This window comes from Corallococcus sp. CA049B, assembly GCF_003611685.1.
GTDB lineage: Bacteria > Myxococcota > Myxococcia > Myxococcales > Myxococcaceae > Corallococcus > Corallococcus coralloides.
In genome coordinates, this window is sequence record NZ_RAWC01000191.1 from 1 (window position 1) to 17,893 (window position 17,893).

General features: G+C 71.3%; 14 protein-coding genes. 8 read left to right on the forward strand and 6 right to left on the reverse strand.

The annotated features are described in order from the left end of the window. From lanM to D7W82_RS30405, 4 genes are all read left to right on the forward strand, one after another. Window positions 1–1,991: type 2 lanthipeptide synthetase LanM (lanM, locus tag D7W82_RS30390; RefSeq protein WP_120621664.1), on the forward strand; the 1,991-nt coding region annotated here is incomplete at its 5' end. Beyond that, window positions 1,991–2,932 (forward strand): efflux RND transporter periplasmic adaptor subunit, encoded by a 942-nt coding sequence (locus D7W82_RS30395; RefSeq protein ID WP_120621665.1) that lies wholly within the window; start codon window positions 1,991–1,993, stop codon window positions 2,930–2,932. The genes lanM and D7W82_RS30395, both read left to right, overlap by 1 nt. Continuing rightward, the gene (locus D7W82_RS30400) at window positions 2,929–3,870 is read left to right on the forward strand and encodes an HlyD family efflux transporter periplasmic adaptor subunit (protein ID WP_120621666.1); all 942 of its coding nucleotides are present in this window, start codon (window positions 2,929–2,931) and stop codon (window positions 3,868–3,870) included. Before D7W82_RS30395 ends, D7W82_RS30400 begins: the two co-directional genes overlap by 4 nt. Next, window positions 3,867–6,065, forward strand: a complete 2,199-nt coding sequence (locus tag D7W82_RS30405) for a peptidase domain-containing ABC transporter (RefSeq protein ID WP_120621667.1) — start codon at window positions 3,867–3,869, stop codon at window positions 6,063–6,065. The genes D7W82_RS30400 and D7W82_RS30405 overlap by 4 nt, the downstream gene beginning before the upstream one ends. Before the next feature lie 19 nt (window positions 6,066–6,084). On the opposite strand, the gene D7W82_RS30410 is transcribed toward D7W82_RS30405, so the two are convergent. The 3 genes from D7W82_RS30410 to D7W82_RS30420 all read right to left on the reverse strand — a co-directional run bounded on the left by D7W82_RS30410 (window position 6,085) and on the right by D7W82_RS30420 (window position 8,625). After that, window positions 6,085–7,251 (reverse strand): hypothetical protein, encoded by a 1,167-nt coding sequence (locus tag D7W82_RS30410; protein ID WP_120621668.1) that lies wholly within the window; start codon window positions 7,249–7,251, stop codon window positions 6,085–6,087. Window positions 7,252–7,336: 85 nt separating this feature from the next. Then, window positions 7,337–7,762 carry a YciI family protein gene (locus D7W82_RS30415; protein WP_120621669.1) on the reverse strand — a complete coding sequence of 142 codons (426 nt, stop codon included), beginning with the start codon at window positions 7,760–7,762 and terminating at the stop codon, window positions 7,337–7,339. 104 nt (window positions 7,763–7,866) lie between these two features. Beyond that, window positions 7,867–8,625, reverse strand: coding sequence for an SDR family oxidoreductase (locus D7W82_RS30420; RefSeq protein WP_120621670.1), 759 nt, complete (start codon window positions 8,623–8,625; stop codon window positions 7,867–7,869). A 99-nt stretch (window positions 8,626–8,724) separates the two neighbouring features. Between D7W82_RS30420 and D7W82_RS30425 the strand changes: the two genes are divergently transcribed. Both D7W82_RS30425 and D7W82_RS30430 read left to right on the forward strand, forming a co-directional pair. Next, window positions 8,725–9,759 (forward strand): AraC family transcriptional regulator, encoded by a 1,035-nt coding sequence (locus tag D7W82_RS30425; protein WP_120621671.1) that lies wholly within the window; start codon window positions 8,725–8,727, stop codon window positions 9,757–9,759. Continuing rightward, window positions 9,752–10,339, forward strand: a complete 588-nt coding sequence (locus tag D7W82_RS30430) for a regulatory protein RecX (RefSeq protein ID WP_120621672.1) — start codon at window positions 9,752–9,754, stop codon at window positions 10,337–10,339. The genes D7W82_RS30425 and D7W82_RS30430 overlap by 8 nt, the downstream gene beginning before the upstream one ends. A gap of 12 nt (window positions 10,340–10,351) precedes the next feature. Here D7W82_RS30430 and D7W82_RS30435 read toward each other — a convergent pair whose 3' ends face one another. Both D7W82_RS30435 and D7W82_RS30440 read right to left on the reverse strand, forming a co-directional pair. Continuing rightward, entirely contained in the window at window positions 10,352–11,119 is a 768-nt protein-coding gene (locus tag D7W82_RS30435) for a hypothetical protein (RefSeq protein ID WP_120621673.1), read from the reverse strand. Between the two features lie 207 nt (window positions 11,120–11,326). Beyond that, window positions 11,327–13,780 carry an acylase gene (locus D7W82_RS30440; RefSeq protein WP_120621674.1) on the reverse strand — a complete coding sequence of 818 codons (2,454 nt, stop codon included), beginning with the start codon at window positions 13,778–13,780 and terminating at the stop codon, window positions 11,327–11,329. Between the two features lie 147 nt (window positions 13,781–13,927). Between D7W82_RS30440 and D7W82_RS30445 the strand changes: the two genes are divergently transcribed. Then, complete coding sequence (locus D7W82_RS30445) at window positions 13,928–14,893, forward strand: DUF4440 domain-containing protein (RefSeq protein WP_158617756.1); 966 nt, start codon at window positions 13,928–13,930, stop codon at window positions 14,891–14,893. A gap of 122 nt (window positions 14,894–15,015) precedes the next feature. Then, window positions 15,016–16,464, forward strand: a complete 1,449-nt coding sequence (locus D7W82_RS30450) for a glycoside hydrolase family 6 protein (protein WP_120621676.1) — start codon at window positions 15,016–15,018, stop codon at window positions 16,462–16,464. Between the two features lie 128 nt (window positions 16,465–16,592). Here the strand turns inward: D7W82_RS30450 and D7W82_RS40680 are convergent, their stop codons facing one another. After that, window positions 16,593–17,573, reverse strand: coding sequence for a hypothetical protein (locus D7W82_RS40680; protein WP_158617757.1), 981 nt, complete (start codon window positions 17,571–17,573; stop codon window positions 16,593–16,595). Window positions 17,574–17,893: the final 320 nt, after the last annotated feature.

Sequence of the window (17,893 nt, forward strand, 5' to 3'; positions counted from 1 at the left end):
CGCGCGGCCCGGTGCATCGCCGTGTCCCCGTCGCCCAGGGACGGCCGGGGGTGGACCTGAGCGGCCTGGGGGGCGAGGCCGGGCAGCTGTATCCCCACGCCTCCGCCACGGTGGAGGACCGCGCCCAGGACACGATGCGCGTGGTGCACCGGCAGATGGCCACGTCGGGGGCCCACAACCGCGCCCTGCTCCACGGCAAGCCGGTGGACGTCACCGAGTTCGTGAACTCCATCGTGGACGGGTTCCGGGAGACGTACCTGCACCTGTGCCGCCACCGCGAAGAGGTGGCCCGCCTGCTCCGGGACTTCCACGACGTGGAGGTGCGGCACATCGCCCGGGCGACGATGCGCTACGGCTTCCTCCTGCAGGAGAGCCTCCACCCGGACTTCCTCCACGACGCGCTCGACCGGGACCAGGCCCTGGACAAGCTGTGGGCGGAGGTCCGCGTGCGTCCCTCGCTGGGGCGCCTGGCGCCCTCCGAGCACGAGGACCTGCGGTTGGGGGACGTGCCCGTCTTCTCCGCCCGGCCCGGCGAGCGCCACGTCTGGGACAGCCAGGGCCGGTGCGTGCCGGACTATTTCCAGCGCGCCAGCCTGGAGGACTCGCTCCAGCTGCTGGCGGCGCTGGGCCCCGAGGGCTGCGACGCGCAGGTGGCGCTCATCCGCCAGTCCATGGTGGCCATCGACAAGGAGCGCGAGTCCGCCACCCGGACGTCCCCGGAGGCCGCGGCGTCCCTGCCGCCTCCGGCCACCGCCGAGGCGTGCCTCGCGGGCGCGGTGCAGCTGGGCGAGTACCTGGCGGCGAGCGCCATCCACGGCGCCCAGGACGTCACCTGGATTGGCGTGAGCCTCCAGGACCTGGAGCACTGGCGCTGGACGCTGTCGCCCATCAACGCGGGGCTCTACGACGGCGTGGGAGGGCTGGCGCTCTTCTTCGGCTACCTGTCGGCCGTCACGGGGCGCGGCGACTTCGCGGCGCTGGCGCGCAAGGCGGCGGAGACCGTGCGCGCCCAGTGGCGCACGCCGGACCCCATGGACTACCCCAGCGTGGGCGCGCTCGCGGGACGCGCGTCCCATGTCTACGTGCTCAGCCACCTGGCCGCGGTGCTGGGGGAGCCCGGGCTGCTGGACGAGGTCCACGCGGAGCTGGGGGCGCTGGAGGCGAAGATCGACGCGGACAAGGCGCTGGACCTGTGCAGCGGCGTCGCGGGCTGCGCGCTCGTGCTGTTGCGGCTGCACCAGCAGACCGGGAGCGCGGAGGCGCTCCGGCTGGCGCGCAGGTGCGGCGAGCGGATGCTCCAGACGGCGCGCGACTCCAAGCGCGGCGGCCGGGCCTGGCTGGTGCCGGCGGCCTCGTGTGAGCTCTCCGGGATGGCCCACGGCGCGACGGGGTTCATCTGGTCCCTGCTGGAGCTGGCCACGGCCACCGGGGACGAGCGCTACCGGGAGGCGGCGCGCCAGGCGCTCGTCTTCGAGCGCACGCTGTTCGTCCCGGAGGTCGGCAACTGGCGCGACCTGCGCACGTCGCGGGAGGGGGAGCCGCTGGTGCCTGGCGCGTTCCTCACGGCCTGGTGCAACGGCGCGGCCGGGGTGACGCTGGGCCGGCTGCTGTCCTCACGGCACCTGGAGGACGACAAGCTCGCGCCGGAGATCTCCGTGGGGCTGGACACCGTGCTGCGCGAGGGCTTTGGCGGCAGCCACTGTCTGTGCCACGGGGACGTGGGCAACCTGGAGCTCCTCCACCTGGCCGGCGAGGTGCTGGGCGACGAGGCCTGGAAGCAGGCCGCGCTGTCGCGGGCCGCGCGGGTGCTGGCGCAGGGGCGGGATGGAAAGTGGCGTTGCGGCCTGCCGAAGTACAATGAGGCGCCGGGGCTGATGCTGGGACTGTCCGGCATCGGGCTCGGGTTGTTGCGACTCGCCTCACCTTCCTTCGTCCCTTCGGTCCTGGCCCTGGAGCCCGTGCGAGCCGCGCCCCGCATGACTTCCGTTTGATGTCACGACGCACGACATTGGCGCTGGGCCTGGGCACCCTGGTCTTCCTGGGGGCCCTGCTGCTCATCCGGTGGCATGGCGGCCGGGGGATGGCGGCCCCGGCCCGGACCGGGGAGCCTTCCTCTCTGGAGCGGGTGCCCCACGTGCAGGAGGCGGCCCGGCGCGAGGGATGGCTGGGCGTCATCGTCGCCGGGGGCAGCGTGGACGTGGCGGCCCGGCTGGAGGGCACCCTCGAGCGGATGGACGCGCAGGTGGGGGACAGCGTGCGCCAGGGGGCGGTGCTCGCCCGGCTGGACACGCGGGCGCTCCAGCGCGAGCTGGCTGTGGCGCAGGCCTCGCTCCAGGCGGGGGAGGCGGAGCGGCACATCGCGTCCATCGCGCTCACGGAGATGCAGGAGCGGCTCCAGCGCCGCTCGGACCCGAAGCAGCTGGCCCTGGGCGCCCTCTCCGAGGAGGAGCTGGCCACCGCGCGCTACCAGGAGCAGACCGCCGTAGGCCGCCTGCGCGCGGCGGAGGCGGTCGTGGCCGAGCGCAAGGCTCGCGTGGAGCAGATGGCCCAGAAGCTCTCCGACGCCGCCGTGGTGGCGCCCTTCGACGGGCAGGTGGCCATCCGCTACCTGGACACGGGGGCGATGGTCTCTCCCGGCCGCGCGCTCTTCCACCTCATCCGCGCCGGGACGCAGCAGGTGCGCTTCGCCATTCCAGAGGACCAGTCGGCGAGCGTCACGGTGGGCACGCGGCTGTCCGTGGAGGTGCCCTCGCTGGGGCGGGTCCTGGAGGGGCGGGTGGAGAACCTGTCGCCGGAGGTGGACGCGGCCTCGCGCATGGTGCTGGCCATCGCCAGCGTGTCCCGGGAGGAGGGCCGCGCGCCGGTGCCCTCGGGCGTCGTGGTGCGGGTGTTCGTCCAGGCGACGGCCGCCCCCCAGGTGGTCACGCCATGACGTCCCGGCCGAGCCCGTACCGCAAGGAGGCGCTGGAGTATCAGCAGCGGGCCCACGAGGAGTCCGGAGGGGACGTCCTGAGAATCAGCCCCGCGTGGACCCGGTGGGCGTACTGGGTGCTGGTGGGCACGCTGGCCTGTTCGCTGCTCTTCTTCTGCGTGGGCACGCTCTTCGAATACGCGGCGGGGCCCGCGCTCATCCGCGTGGAGGGCAAGACGGACCTGACGGTCGCGTTCTCCGGCGTGGTGCTGACGGTGGACGTGCAGCCCGGCCAGCGCGTCGTCGCGGGCCAGCCGCTGGTGCGCTTCGCGTCCGAACAGGAGCAGGGGACCCTGGCGCGCATCTCCCGCGAGTTCGAGCTGCAGCTGGTCCGCTACCTGCGCGACCCCTCGGACGAGGGCGCGCGTCAGGCGCTCACGGGCCTCCGCGCCGAGCGCGAGCTGGCCCAGGCCCGGCTGGAGGAGCGCACGCTGCGCGCGCCCCACGCGGGCGTCGTGGGGGACCTGCGGCTCCAGCCCGGCCAGTACATCGCCTCCGGCGTGCGCGCGCTGTCGCTCCTGGGGGACGAGGCGACGGTGGCGGTGCTGGCCTTCCTTCCGGGGCAGTACCGGCCGCTGCTCCTGCCGGGCATGGACCTGCGCCTGGAGCTGCAGGGCTTCGCCTACGAGTACCGCGACCTCGTCATCGAGTCCGTGGGGGATCAGATCATCGGGCCCGGGGAGGCGCGGCGCTACCTGGGCGCGGAGCTGGGGGACGCCGTTCCCCTGGAGGGGGCGCTGGTGCTCGTGCGCGCGCGGCTGCCGCTGCGGACGTTCGTCCGCGAGGGCCGGACCTTCAACTACTACGACGGCATGCCCGCGCGGGCGGAGGCGCGGGTGAAGTCGGAGAGCATCCTGCTCACGCTCGTCCCCGGACTGAAGGAGCTGCTCCCCCCATGACGGATGAATCCGGGCGGGGGCTCGTGGAGCGCTTCCCCGCGCTGAAGCGGCTCCAGGCGGCGGTGCGCGGCCGGCGCATCCCGGAGGTGCGGCAGATGACCCCGGCGGAGTGCGGCATCGCCTGCCTGGCCATGGTGCTGGGCTTCCACGGCCGGGGCGTGGTGCTGGACGACGTGCGGCTCGTGACGGGGGCGGCCCAGGGCGGGCTCGCGGCGGCGCAGCTGCTGACGGCGGGGCGCGCCTTCGGCCTGCGGGGGCGGGGCGTCTCCATCGACCTGGACGCGGTGCCCTTCCTGCCCGAGGCGTCGGTCCTCCACTGGAAGTTCACCCACTACGTCGTCCTGGAGCGGTGGACCCCGGAGGGCGTCCACATCGTCGACCCGTCGCAGGGCCGCCGCTTCGTGTCCATGGAGCAGTTCCGGCAGTTCTTCACCGGCGTGGCGCTGCTCTTCGAGCCCGGCGAGGGCTTCGTGCGCGGCCCGGGCAGAGCCCGGCGCATGTCGCGCTACGTGGAGAAGTTCGCGCGCCAGTCCCAGACGCTCACGCGGGTGTTCGTCCTGTCGTTGATGCTGCAGGTCCTGATGCTCTCCATCCCCCTGTTGACGGGCCTGGTGGTGGACCGCGTCGTGCCCCGGGGGGACTACCACCTGCTGCTGGTCCTGGGCGTGGGCCTGGGCGCGCTGGTGGGCTTCCACCTGCTCACCTCGCTGGTGCGCAGCCACCTGCTGCTGGAGCTGCGCACGCGGGTGGACTCGGACATGACGCTCGGCTTCCTCGAGCACCTGGTGTCGCTGGCGTACCCCTTCTTCCAGGTGCGCGCCGCGGGCGACCTGATGGCGCGCCTCAACGTCACCGCCACCGTGCGCGAGGTGCTCTCCTCCGGCCTCGTGTCCACGCTGCTGGATGGGCTGCTGGTGGTGCTCTACTTCCTCATCCTGACCGTGGCGAGCCCCGGTACGGCCCTGCTGGTGGGGTGCCTGGGCGCGTTGCAGGTGGGGGTGTTCCTGGTGTCGCGGAGCCAGCAGCGCAGCCTGCTCGCGCGGAACCTGGACCTGGACGCGCGCAACCAGAGCTACCAGATTGAGATGCTCACGGGGATGCAGACGCTGAAGGCCTTCGGCGCGGAGCACCGCGCCGTGCAGCACTACTCCGGCCTCTTCGTGGACGTGCTCAACGTCACGCTGGCCCGAGGCCGGCTGACCGCCTGGGTGGACGCGCTCACCGGCACGCTGAAGTTGAGCGCGCCGCTCCTGCTGCTCGGCATGGGGGCGCTCCAGGTCCTGGAGGGGCGGACGAGCCTGGGGACGATGCTCAGCCTCAACGCGCTGGCCGTGGCCCTGCTGACACCCCTGGCGAACCTGGTCACCACGATGGGGCAGCTGCAGCTGGTGGGCAGCTACATCGAACGCATCGACGACGTGCTGGACACGCCGGTGGAGCGCGAGCCGGCGCGGCCGGAGGCCCAGGTGGAGTTGCGGGGGCGCATCGAGATGGAGCGCGTGTCGTTCCGGTTCGGTCCCCTGTCCCCGTTGATCATCCAGGACGTGTCCGTGCGCGTCGAGCCCGGGCAGATGGTGGCCATCGTGGGGCGCTCCGGCGCGGGCAAGAGCACGCTCGCGAACCTGCTGCTGGGGCTCTATCTGCCCACGGACGGGCGGGTGCTCTACGACGGGGTGGACCTGGAGCAGCTGTCGTTGAGCGCGGTGCGGGGGCAGGTGGGCATCGTCCTGCAGGAGCCGTCCTTCTTCGGGACGACGCTGCGCGCGAACATCGCGCTCAGCGACCCGGCGGCGTCCCCGGAGCGCATCATCGCCGCGGCGAAGCAGGCGCAGATCCACGACGAAATCCTGGCCATGCCTCTCAAGTACGACACGCCGCTGGCGGACCGGGGCATGTCCCTGTCCGGAGGCCAGCGGCAGCGGCTGGCCCTGGCCCGCGCCCTGGTGCGTGATCCGAAGATCCTCCTGCTGGATGAAGCGACGAGCGCCCTGGACTCCGTCACGGAGCACCGGGTGCAGGACGCGCTGGCTTCACTGAACTGCACCCGCATCGTCATCGCGCACCGGCTGAGCACCATCCGCAAGGCGGACCTCATCCTGGTGATGGAGAACGGGCGCATCGTCGAGCAGGGGCGCCATGAGACGCTCGTGCAAGAGGACGGGGCCTACGCCCGGCTGGTGGCGGCCCAGCTCTGAGGCCCCAGGGAGGCTCTCTTCAGCCCAGGCCCAGGCGGGGCAGCGTCACCTCGCGCACGCGGGGGATGCGGAAGCGGTAGAGGAAGGCGTCCGCGAAGTAGTGCGCCAGCACCACGCCGTTGGTGGCGATGACGCCCAGCGACCAAAGCGGCTGCTGCCTCAGGAAGAACGCCGTGGCCGCGCCCCCCGTCACCCCATCCACCAGCGTGACGAAGGGGCTGTTGGCCACGCCCACCAGGATGATGGGCGCCATGACGGCCACCATCGCCGCCCACACGCGCGGGCCGCGCAGGCGGGCGGTGGCTTCCGCGGGCGTGGGCTGGAGCATCCGGCCGGTGAGGAAGAAGTACTCCAGGCCGTGGATGCCCGCGCTCAGGACCGCGCCCCACAGGGGCCACACCAGGTACACCGCCACCACCGCGACATGGGACAGGACGTACACGCGCCGGGGGCCGCTCTGTCCCGGAGGCCCGCGCAGCGCGAGCACCAGCTTCGCGGCGAAGAGGCCCCAGACGGCGAGCAGCACCCAGGTGAGGCCATGCGGCAGGGCGCCGGACTCCGCCTGGCCGATGTTGACCATGGGCCGTGAGCCCAGCGCGCTGGTGACGGGCAGCGCCAGGGAGCGGATCATCATCAGGGTCAGCGCGACGGGCACGAACTGGCGCTGGAGCGTGCGCTCGGACTCGGACAGCGGCGGAGCGCCCGCGACGCGGCCCCGCAGGCCGTGCAGGGCCCAGAGCCCCTTCACCTGCGACAGCGTGTGGTGCGCCGCGAGGACGTGGATGCCCGCGCCCAGCAGCAGCGCCAGCAGCGGCGCATGGGCGTCCGCGTAGCCGAGCAGCGCGAAGGTGAGCGCGAACACCGCCGCCGAGCCGCCCACGAGCAGCCGGGACTGGGAGGGCGTGGTGTGCAGCAGCTCCCGCCGCGTGCCCACCAGCAGGAAGGTCAGGATGACGTGCGTGCCGTTGAGGAAGACGTACTGCGACGTCCACCGGCCAATCCCCTGGGCGAACCCCTGCGAGCCCTCGCCGGTGAGGCTCGCGAGCCACACGGAGGCGAGCAGCAGCAGCGTGGGCAGCAGCAGGATGCTCAGGTCCGCCCGGGGCGAGAAGAGCCACAGCCCCTGGAAGCGCACGGACGCCGGGGCTTCGGACGCTTCGAGGGCGGGCGCGGGCAGGGTGGACATGCGCGCCGCAGTATAGACGCGGGTGGGACGGGGAGGCGCCGGCGGGCCTCCTCCTCCCGTGCAGAGCGGGCGAGGAGGCTCCGCGTCACGACGTCTTGAAGGTCCGGCTCCAGGTGGGGGCCACCTTCTCGATGAGCGTCACCAGCTCCGGCGGGATGTCTCCGGCGCCGGTGAGGGGGCGGACCTCCATCACGTCGTCGTTGCCCATGCCGCCCGGATAGCGGCGGGCCCACTCGATGGCCTCCTCCTTCGACTTCACCTCCAGCACGTAGAAGCCGCCGATGAGCTCCTTCGTCTCCGCGTAGGGGCCGTCCTTCACGGTGGACCTGCCGTCCTTGAAGACGACGTGCGCGCCCGGGGAGGGGCTGAGGCCCTCGGAGGCGATGAGCACGCCGGCCTGGTGCATCTCCTCGTTGAATTTCATCTGCGCGATGAAGACGGCCTCGTCGAAGGGGGCGTCCGAGCGCGTGGGCTCGAGGGAGGAGGGGCGGGGGATGAGCATGAAGCGCATGTGGGGGCTCCTGGCGAAGAGGTTCCAACCGCACGACGAACGGCCGCGCGGTGGATCGACATGGATATCTCACGAGCCGGTGCGCTTGAGGCACAACCCCGGTCTCAGTTCGACCGGGCCATCTCCACGGCGTCCGCGCCCGCGGGCAGGCGGAGGGGGGACGACGGGTCATTCACCGCGCGCCAGATGGCCTCCGCCACGTCCGCCGACCGGGTGACCGGCCCCGAGGCATGCGCCGTCCTCTGCTCGAAGATGCTCCGCACGAAGCCGGCGTACGCCTCGGGGACGGAGACACCCTGGTCCTTCGTCCGGGCCTGGGCGTTCTGGGCGAAGGGCGTCTCCGGCGAGCGCCCCGGAATCACCAGGCTCACCCGCACGCCGAAGGGCTGGAGCTCCAGCGCGAGCGACTCGGTGAACGCGTTGAGCGCCGCCTTGCTCGCGCTGTACACGGCCAGCAGCGGCAGCGGCTTCAGCGTCGTGCCCGACGAGACGTTCACGATGACCCCCGACTTCTGTTGTCTGAACCCGGGCAGGAACGCCTGCGTCACGGTCATCGCACCGAACGTGTTCGTCTCGAAGGTGTTGCGGACCGTCTCCATGGAGGTGCCTTCGAAGACGCCCATCAGGCCGACGCCCGCGTTGTTGACCAGCACGTCGATGGGGCCGGCGGCCTCCACCAGCTCGCGGATGCTCGCCGGGTCGGTGACGTCGAGCGGGAGCACGCGCAGGTGCTCCGAGCGGGGCAGCACGTCCTCGCGCGGCTTGCGCATCGTGGCGATGACCTTCCAGCCGCGCTCGAGGAAGTAGCGGGCGGTGTCGAGTCCGAAGCCAGACGAGCAGCCGGTGATCAAAAGGGTCTTCATGGCGGTTCCTGTCAGTGCGGGGTCCGGTGACAGGTATAGGGAGCGCGGACCGGACCTGCTACAACAGGGAGTCCAGATTTCATTCGCAGGAGTCCGGTCATGGTCGATCCCCTCGCGGAAGTGGTCACGCTGCTCCAGCCGGGCGCTCCGTTCTCGAAGCTCGTCAGCGGCGCGGGCCGGTGGAGGGTCCGGCGCGCGGAAGCTGGGCGGCCCTTCTACTGCGCGGTCCTCATGGGGCGGAGCCGCATCGCGGTGGACGGACGCGAGCCGGTGATTCTGGAGAAGGGGGACTTCGTCCTGATCCCCGCGGCGTTCGACTTCACGACGACGAGCATCGAGCCGCCGAAGGGAAGGCACGAGACGCCTCGCATCGTGCTGCCCGACGGTGAAATCAGGAACGGCGTCCACCACGGCCCGCCCGATGTCCGGCTGCTGGTGGGGTACTGCGCCTTCGCCTCTCCGGACGCGAGCCTGCTCGTGTCGCTCCTGCCCCAGTTCGTGCACGTTCGCGGGGAGCAGCGGCTCACCACCCTGGTGGAACTCTTGAAGGACGAGTCGCGTGAGCGGCGGCCCGCGCGAGAGGTCATCCTCGCCCGTCTCATGGAGGTGCTGCTCATCGAAGCGCTCCGCTCCACCGCGGGGCTCGCGGCGTCGCCGGGCCTCCTGCGCGGGCTCTCCGACGAGCGCCTGTCCGTGGCCATCCGCCGGATGCACGAGCGCCCGACCCAGGCGTGGACCGTGGCGCAGCTGGCGAAGGAGGCCGCGCTGTCCCGCTCGGCGTTCTTCGAGCGCTTCAACCGCGCGGTGGGCGTGGCCCCGATGGAGTACCTGCTCGGCTGGCGCATGGCCCTGGCGAAGGACCTGCTGCGGCGCAAGCAGGACGTCACCGTCGCGGAGGTCGCGGAGCAGGCCGGCTACAGCTCCGCGAGCACCTTCAGCGTGGCCTTCACCCGCCACGTCGGACTGCCGCCCACGCACTACGCGCGGGAGCAGCGCCAGGCTCCAGACGCCCAGGGCGGGAGCCCGTCACGGCGGGCCACCGGGCAGCCGGGCCCCGGGCGGTCTACCCGGGGGAGCGGCGGACGCGCCCCCAAGGGTCGGACCCGGGTGGTAGAGCTGTCCCGCCATGGATGATCCCACCGACAGGGACCCGGAGCGCCGCCGGGAGCCTCGCAAGCCGAAGCCGCCCCGGAAGGTGTCGCCGCGCTATCTGGAGAACGCGGCGCTGCACTACCTCAAGCGGTACGCGGCCACGGTGAGCCAGCTCAAGCGCGTGATGATGCGCCGGGTGGACCGCTCCGTGAAGTTCCACGGCACCGACCGCGCGGAGGCCGTGGGCTGGGTGGACGCGCTGGCGGAGAAGCTCATCCGCAACGGCCTCATCAACGACCGGACGTACGCGGAGACGCGCGTGCACTCGCTGCGCGCGTCTGGCCGCAGCGCGCGCGTCATCACCCAGAAGCTGCGCATGAAGGGCGTGGCGCCGGAGCTGGTGCAGGAGAAGCTGGCGGAGGCCACCCAGGACGTGCCGGAAGACGCCGCCGCCCGCATCTGGGCGCGCAAGAAGCGGCTGGGCCCCTTCCGGCGCGACCCGAGCACGCGCGAGGAGAACCGCAAGAAGGACCTGGCGGCGCTCGCCCGCGCGGGCTTCTCCTTCGCCATCGCGAAGCGCGTCATCGACGGGACGGCGGACGACCTGCCGCCCCGCGACTGAAGGCCCTGAGGCTCAGTACATCTTCAGGTCGTACTTCGCGGTGGGCGTGTAGTCGGACCCCGCAGGCCGGTTGCGCGCGTCGGTGATCTTCACCGCGTAGACGCCATTCGCCACGACGTTCGCCGTCGCGCGGTAGACGAAGCAGGACGGGGTGATTTGCGAGCAGACGGTGCTCGACGTGCTGCCCACGAGCGCGCCCAGCGTGCGGGTGGCGTAGTTGTACGCGTAGATGTCGATGCGCATCCACGGGCCGTTGCGCAGGTTGTAGGTTTCCACCGTCATCACCTGGTTGATGGGCGTGGCCACCAGCACCCAGTCCACGTCGTTCTGACGGTGGAAGGAGTGGTTGAGCTGCGGCGTGCCCAGGTACGAGGACGCGGAGGTGTGCGTGTTGTCGCTCTCGTACGAATCCGGAGGCGCCAGCAGGCAGTTGGCGGGCGGGCTGAAGCCGTCATTGACGCAGACGTTGCCCACGCAGTTGCAGCCAGAGGCGCAGTCCGAACCCGTGGAGCAGACGCGCACGGGCGGTTGATCACAGTGGCCCTCGGGCGGCGGCGGACCGAACCCGTCCGGCACGCAGTAGCCGCCCTGGCAGGTACAAGCCTCCCGGCATCCCAGGCTGTTCGTACAGGCCCGGGTCGCCAGCGCCGCCTCCTGCGTCTCCAGCGCCTCCAGCGTCTCCAGCGCCGCGGGCTCGGGCGCCAGCGGCTGCTCCTCCACGGGGCCGCAACCCACGGCGAACAGCGCCAGCGCCGCCGCACTCCAACGAAGCATCTTCACGAGGTCTCCTCGGGTGGGAATCCCAGGAAGGGGCGCGGGAGTGCGCCGCCTGCGGGAATTCCAGTTTCACCCGGAGTGAAGTGTGCCTTTCGGGGACGGGCCTGACAAACTTTATCAAATGCAGGCCGAAGGGCCGAAGACACCGCGGCCCGGCGCCCCTCCTCGCGAGGGACACCGGGCCGCCTGGGCCCTGCTGTCTGGCTTTGACTACTCCTGAAGGTGGGTGACGGTCAGCGCCGGGTCGGCGGCGATCTCCGCCTCCGTGTAGCGCCGGTCCACCCACTGCTTCTGGGAGAACATGGCCGTCTGGTCCGCGAACCAGGGCGAGGCCGGGTTGGTGGACTGGGAGTAGGTGAGCACGGACTTCGCCACGGGGCCTGAGTCCGTGAAGGACACGGCCATGACGAAGCTGGAGCCCAGGACGGGCTCATACGTGCCGTCCGGCGCCAGCTGGTTGGCGATCTGGTTGAAGCAGCCCTCTTCGTGGGCGCAGCCGTGCACCGGGTAGAAGATGCCGTTCTTGCGCTTGCCCTGCACGGAGCCCGTCGTCGCATCCAGGGCGATGCCGCGCTCGCGCAGCGTGCGGATGGCGGTGCCCAGCGCCTGGGCCACCTGCGGGTTCAGCGTGTTGAGCGTGCGCGGCGTGTTGACGGGGTCGTTCGCGTTGAAGGGCACCAGGTACGGCCCGCCCGTGGCACCCACCGCGGTGAAGAGGAACACGCGCCAGAGCAGCTCGCCCCGGCTGTCCAGGTCGCCCTTCAGGTCCCACGCGGCCAGCACGGGGCAGGCGGGGCGCAGGTCCTCGAAGGTGAGGTCCGGCATCAGCACGAAGGGCGTGCGGCGGCACAGCGACACCGCGGCGTCGCGCAGCAGCTCGCCGGAGTAGTTGCGGTTGTTGAACATCACCGTCTGGAGCTGCTCCAGCGTGAAGCGCTGGCCCTCCAGTCCGTCCGTGCCCGCGAGCCGGCCCTGCACCATCTTCAGGCCCAGACGGGTGCGCAGGCTGCGCACGTTCTTCTCTCCGCCCAGGATGCGCGGGAAGCCGGTGAGCGGCTGGGCGGGGTTGGGCAGCCAGTAGCTGTCATTGGAGTTGGTGACGTAGTCGGCGCGGGTGAGGCGCGGCAGGCTGCCCGGACCGAAGATGCCCGGCTCCACCGCGTCCGCGTCGCTGCCTGGCGCGCAGTCGGAGCGCGAGCCGTCCAGCACCGGCAGCCCCGCGCTCGCGAGCACCAGCAGCGGGATGGGGGACAGCACGCAGCGCGCGAGCTTCGCGTCGGTGACGTGCGGCACCACGCTCATGTCCGCGTAGTACGCGCGGCCCTGCGCGTCCGTGGCGAGGGTGTTCACCCACGGGATGCCCTGCCAGGTGTCCTGCGCCGTGCGCAGCTCGTCCACGTTCGCCGCGCGGTCCATGGCGAAGAACGCGTCCAGCAGGCGCAGGTTGGTGGCGTTGGCGTCATGGAACGCGTAGCCGGTGAGGCCGTTCCACGTCATCAGGCCGGACGGGTACTCCAGCATCGGGCCCAGGTGCGAACGGTAGAAGGTGTGCTGACGCGGCGTGAGCGAGCCGTCCGCCGCCTTCGCCTGCACCGTGACGGTGCGGGTCGTCATCTCGCGAATCTGGCCGTCGTACAGGTACTTCGTGGGGAAGCCCGGGATGAGCTTCAGCTCGAAGGGGGTGAAGCGGTACGCGGTGGAGACGGTGTGGCTCCAGGCCAGCGTCTCGTTGTGGCCGATGAGGATGGCGGGCACGCCCAGCAGGCTCACGCCGGAGACGTTGAGCTTGCCCGGCACCGTGAGGTGGGCCTCGTAGAAGCGCTCCGAGCCCTCCCAGGGGAAGTGCGGGTTGGCCAGCAGCATGCCCTTGCCGTTGCGCGTGGCCTGGCTGCCCAGGCCGAAGGCGTTGCTGCCCAGGCCCAGCGTCTCCGAGCTGGGAAACACCTTGCGGTCCAGCGTGGCGGGCGCGGGCAGCGGCAGGGGCAGCGTGCCGTCCGGCAGCAGGGACGGGGGCTTCGCGTCCACCAGCGCGTCCAGGAAGAACAGCGAGCTGGCGAAGAGGCTGAGCTGGTAGTAGCGCCGGTACAGGTCGCGCTCGGTGATGGGGCGCACCCAGGCCGCGCCCTTGCAGCGCGGATCCGTGAGCCCGTCCACGCCGGTCTCCGTCAGGTAGCGGTTGATGCCCGCCGTGTAGCCGCGCACCAGCTCGCGCACGTCCTGGGACGGGCCCAGGGGCGGCGGCTTCGCCAGGAGCGCCTCCACCGTGCCGTCGTCGTTGATGGCCTGGTAGAAGAAGTCGCTCTTCAGATTGTTGTACTGGCTGCCCAGCGCGGCCAGGTACGTGCCGTCCGGCCCGAAGTAGCGCGAGCGCTCGGCGTTCACCGTCACCAGCGCGTCCATCAATGCGCAGAAGTTGTCCTGCGCGAACGCGTAGCCGTAGCCGTAGCCCACGCCCGCGAAGTCATCCGCCAGCACGTGGGGAATGCCGTGCGCCGTCCTGCGCACGGTGGCGGAGAGGCTGCCCGCCCCCAGCTTCTTCACCGACGAGGTGGGGCCTTCCGGCGCCGGAGGCGTCGCGGTGCGCGGCTCACACCCGGTGGCCAGCAGCAGCGCCGTCAGCGGCAGCAGCCGGGCGCCGCCGGTCCTTGCGTTACGTCCTTCCATTCGAGGGATTCCTTTCACGGCGAGGAGAAATTCCCTTCAAATTGTAGAAACGCATCATTCCTGGATCGCCCCGGGACGCGAGGCGAGCGGAATTCCGTGTTTACGTGTATGGCGCGGGCCCGGTGTTTCACGAAAGGAAACCAGCACATGAAACGGATGTTCGCGGGCGCGCTCGTCGTCGCGGCGTTGGGGACCCTGGGGTGTGGTGGGGCGAAGGCCTCCGGGCCGGGCGCGGAGGCCGTGATGGCGAGGCAGTCGCTGGAGGATCAGCGCGCCGGACTGCGTGCGGCGGACCAGGCCATGTCGGACGCGGCGGAGAAGGCCGGTTCGGCGCAGGCGTTCGCGGACTTCGTCGCTGACGACGCGGTGCTGCTGGTGGACGGCACGTACGCGCCGAAGGGTAGGGAGGCCATCCGAGCGTGGCTGGCCGCGCATCCGCTGGAGGCGGAGGGCAAGGTGCGCTGGGCGCCCGTGCGCTGGGACGTCAGCGCGGACGGGACGCTGGGGTACGCGGTGGGCAACGTGTCCGTGGAGTCGGGAGGCACGTCGGTGCGGCCGACCGCGCGCTACATCACCGCGTGGAAGCGCCAGCCGGACGGGCAGTGGCGCGTGGCGGTGGCGGTGCTCAACGCCGCCAAGACGCCGATGACGCCGCCCGCGGGGGTCACGCCTTCGTCCACGCAGCCGGCGCCGGAGCCGCGCGCGATTGCGCCCGCGAAGGTGCTGGAGGAGGCGAAGGCCGCGGACAGCGCGTTCTCCGCCATGTCCGTCGCCGAGGGCATGGGCAAGGCCTTCGCCGCCTATGCCGCGCAGGACGCGGTGATGCCGCTCGGATCCGCCGGCATCTTCGGCCATGACGCCATCGCGAAGGCGTACGCGCCGTTCACGCTGGAGGCCATCGACCTGCGCTGGGAGCCGGTGCTGGGGGACGCGGCGGGCTCTGGTGACCTCGCGTACACGGTGGGCCGCGCCATCTCCACGGGCAAGAACGCGCAGGGCCAGCCGGAGGTGGACCACGTGAAGTACCTCACCGTCTGGCGCCGGCAGGCCGACGGCCAGTGGCGCTACGTCACCGACGGCGGCAACGCCAGCCCCGGCCCGCAGGGGCCGTGACTGGCCCCTTGGCGTGACTGTTTCAGCAATATTCCGTCAAGAGCTGAAATAGCCGTTTAGTCTTGTATTCCAGAGTGGCGCGCCGCAAGAAGGGAGCTCCCCCGTGGTGAGGAGTTCCCTTCATGCGTACCCCTCGTTCCGTGCGCCGGTTGTCGCTGTCGTTCGTCCCGCTGTTCGCGCTCGCGGCCTGTGGTCCGGCCGAGCCCGTCAATCCTGACTCTCCTGCACTCACCGCGCAGGAGGCCGCGCTCACCGAGCTGCTCACCAACGGCACCTTCAGCTCCGGCTCGGTGGCGCCGTGGTGGAACAACGCCAGCACGCAGTCGTATGTGGAGAGCGGGCTGTGGCGCGTGGACGTGGCGGCGAACACCGCCAACCCGTGGGACGCCATCGTCGGGCAGAGTGGCCTGACGCTCACCGCCGGGAAGACGTACACGCTGGCCTTCACGGCCCGGGCCTCCGCGACCATCACCGCGCAGGCCACCGTGCAGCAGGAGGTGGCGCCGTACACGTCCACGCTCACGCGGTCCTTCACGCTGGACGGCACGTCGCGGCGCTTCTCGTTCCCGTTCACGTCCTCGCTGTCCACGGGCCAGGGGCAGGTGACGTTCCAACTGGGTGGCCGCGCCAACGCCGTCACCGTGCGGCTGGATGACATCTCGCTCACCACGGAGAGCGGCACCGGCTCCGGTCCGGTGGCGATGACGAGCGGCTTCTACGTGGACCCCAACTCCAACCCCGCGGTGTGGGTGCGCAACAACGGCGGTGACGGCCGCGCGTCGCGCATCAACGCGTCCATCGCCTCGAAGCCGATGGCGCGCTGGTTCGGCAACTGGAACAGCAACATCGCCCAGGACGTGTCCAACTTCGTGGCCGCGGCGGACGCGGCGGACAAGCTGCCCGTGCTGGTGGCCTACAACATCCCGGGCCGCGACTGCGGCAGCCACTCCGGGGGCGGAGCGGGCAGCGCGGACGCGTACCGCAGCTGGATCTCCGCCTTCGCGACCGCCATCGGCAACCGGCCGGCGGTGGTCATCGTGGAGCCGGACGGCGTCGCGCAGCTGGACTGCCTGCCCAACGACACGGAGCGCGCCACGCGGCTGAGCCTCATCCGCTACGCCTCCGAGCAGCTGCGCGACCGCGCGCCCAACACCTGGACGTACCTGGACGGCGGCAACGCGAGCTGGATCGCCGCCGACACCATGGCGCAGCGCCTGGAGTCCGCGGGCGTGCGCAACGTGCGCGGCTTCTCCCTCAACGTCTCCAACTTCTACCCCACCGCGCAGTCCACCACGTACGGCAACGCGGTGAACGCCGCGCTCAACAGCCGCTACGGCTACACGCGGCAGTACATCATCGACACCAGCCGCAACGGCAACGGCTCCAACGGCGAGTGGTGCAACCCCGCGGGCCGCAAGCTGGGCGCGACGTCGCAGACGGGCGGCGGCGCGGAGCTGCTCCTGTGGGTGAAGACGCCGGGTGACTCGGATGGCCAGTGCGGCATCGCCCCGGGCACGCCCGCCGGACAGTTCAGCCCGGACCTGGCGAACCGCCTCATCGACGGCACCTGAGCCCCAAGAACCCGCCTCCGTCCCGTCACGCTGGGGGCGAGCCGCTGGAGTCCTCTGGATGTGGAAACGCCTTCCCCGGCGCGAGGCTGGGGAAGGCGTTGGGGTGAAGCAGGGCCTGCGCGCGAGTCCTAGCTGGACTCGCCCACGCTCAGGCGCCGGCTGGCGCCGCCGTTGCCCTTGCCCAGGGGCTGGGTGCGCTCCAGGTTCGAGCGGGCCAGGGCCTGGCGCTGTTCGTCCGTCTTCGCGGTGCCGTCCTTCTGCACCGTCATCACGCCGCCGCTGCCGTGCTTCTCCTGGGCCTGCTCGATGCTCTTCTTCAGGTCGCTGGCCGGCACCCAGTAGGCGCCGTTGATGGGGTCGCGCACGCGGTAGAGGTCGTCGTCCGTGCTGTCGCTCAGGCCCGGGTTCACGCCGTCGATGGTGAGCCAGTGCAGCTCGCCGGTCTCCGGGAGTTGCTCATCTTCCGCCAGCGTCATGTTGAGCAGCGCGTTGGAGTCCACCATCGCCAGGGCCATCTGCCCGTGCTTCAGCGCGCCGCTGAGCGCGTCCGTGTCGCACTCACCGAAGCCCTTGGTGACCTTGATGCCCATGGAGCCGAGCATGGCGCCCATCTCGGCCGGGGTCGCGCCGTCATCCAGGTTCACGTCCACCTGGTCGCTCACGCCCGTGGCAATCGTGCCCGCCTTGTTGCGCACCTTCTCGCGGGCCTCCTGCTGCGTCAGCGGGGCGGCCTCCTCGGCGCTGGACTGCTCCAGGTAGGTGAGGGTGGCCTCCGCGCAGCCCTTCTTGCTCGTCTGCGCCACGGTCGTCTGCGGCGCGTTCCAGCCCTGCTCCTTCTGGGCCTGCGTCGCCTCGTTGGTGGGGATGGCGCTGGCGGCAGCGTCCGTGCCCGGGGCCGGGGGGACGACCAGGGACGTCAGGCCCATCTTCTTGGCCCGCTCCTCCTCGAAGGAGTCCAGGTAGCGGCCTTCCGCGGGGTTCAGCGGCTTGGCGTCCGGTGCGTCCGGCAGGGGCTCCTTCACGGACTGGGCGGCCGCCGCGCGTTCCGCCGAGGCCTGGCGGATGCGGGCCATGACCGAATCAAGCTTGGAGCCAATACCGAAGGACATGAGGCCTCTCCTGTCGCGTCTGGGTCTTTTTTCTCCCGCATTATCCGCGCAGGACTTTGGAGGTTGCTTCGGGATCACGGCTTTTGACGGAAGCGCCCGATTTCAGACGCAACCGGGCGGGCGGCCGTGCCGAGAAACATGGAATCCTGGAGTGAGGGGTACACTGGACCCATGGCGAACCGGCATGACAGGGACGACGGGCCTTCCGCGCCCGGCTCCACGCCTCGCGTTTCGACGCCGCGAGAAACCTACGGTACAGGTAGAGCAAGCGCGCCCGCGACGGGACGGGGTGGTGCGGAGGCCTCGGCGCCCTCGCGGGG

What these genes read in the sequence shown, in the direction of transcription:
- D7W82_RS30395 (WP_120621665.1), top strand. Translation starts at nt 1,991, where the DNA reads ATGTCACGACGCACGACATTGGCGCTGGGCCTGGGCACCCTGGTCTTC.
- D7W82_RS30400 (WP_120621666.1), top strand. Translation starts at nt 2,929, where the DNA reads ATGACGTCCCGGCCGAGCCCGTACCGCAAGGAGGCGCTGGAGTATCAG.
- D7W82_RS30405 (WP_120621667.1), top strand. Translation starts at nt 3,867, where the DNA reads ATGACGGATGAATCCGGGCGGGGGCTCGTGGAGCGCTTCCCCGCGCTG.
- D7W82_RS30410 (WP_120621668.1), bottom strand. Translation starts at nt 7,251, where the DNA reads ATGTCCACCCTGCCCGCGCCCGCCCTCGAAGCGTCCGAAGCCCCGGCG.
- D7W82_RS30415 (WP_120621669.1), bottom strand. Translation starts at nt 7,762, where the DNA reads ATGCGCTTCATGCTCATCCCCCGCCCCTCCTCCCTCGAGCCCACGCGC.
- D7W82_RS30420 (WP_120621670.1), bottom strand. Translation starts at nt 8,625, where the DNA reads ATGAAGACCCTTTTGATCACCGGCTGCTCGTCTGGCTTCGGACTCGAC.
- D7W82_RS30425 (WP_120621671.1), top strand. Translation starts at nt 8,725, where the DNA reads ATGGTCGATCCCCTCGCGGAAGTGGTCACGCTGCTCCAGCCGGGCGCT.
- D7W82_RS30430 (WP_120621672.1), top strand. Translation starts at nt 9,752, where the DNA reads ATGGATGATCCCACCGACAGGGACCCGGAGCGCCGCCGGGAGCCTCGC.
- D7W82_RS30440 (WP_120621674.1), bottom strand. Translation starts at nt 13,780, where the DNA reads ATGGAAGGACGTAACGCAAGGACCGGCGGCGCCCGGCTGCTGCCGCTG.
- D7W82_RS30445 (WP_158617756.1), top strand. Translation starts at nt 13,928, where the DNA reads ATGAAACGGATGTTCGCGGGCGCGCTCGTCGTCGCGGCGTTGGGGACC.
- D7W82_RS30450 (WP_120621676.1), top strand. Translation starts at nt 15,016, where the DNA reads ATGCGTACCCCTCGTTCCGTGCGCCGGTTGTCGCTGTCGTTCGTCCCG.
- D7W82_RS40680 (WP_158617757.1), bottom strand. Translation starts at nt 17,573, where the DNA reads ATGTCCTTCGGTATTGGCTCCAAGCTTGATTCGGTCATGGCCCGCATC.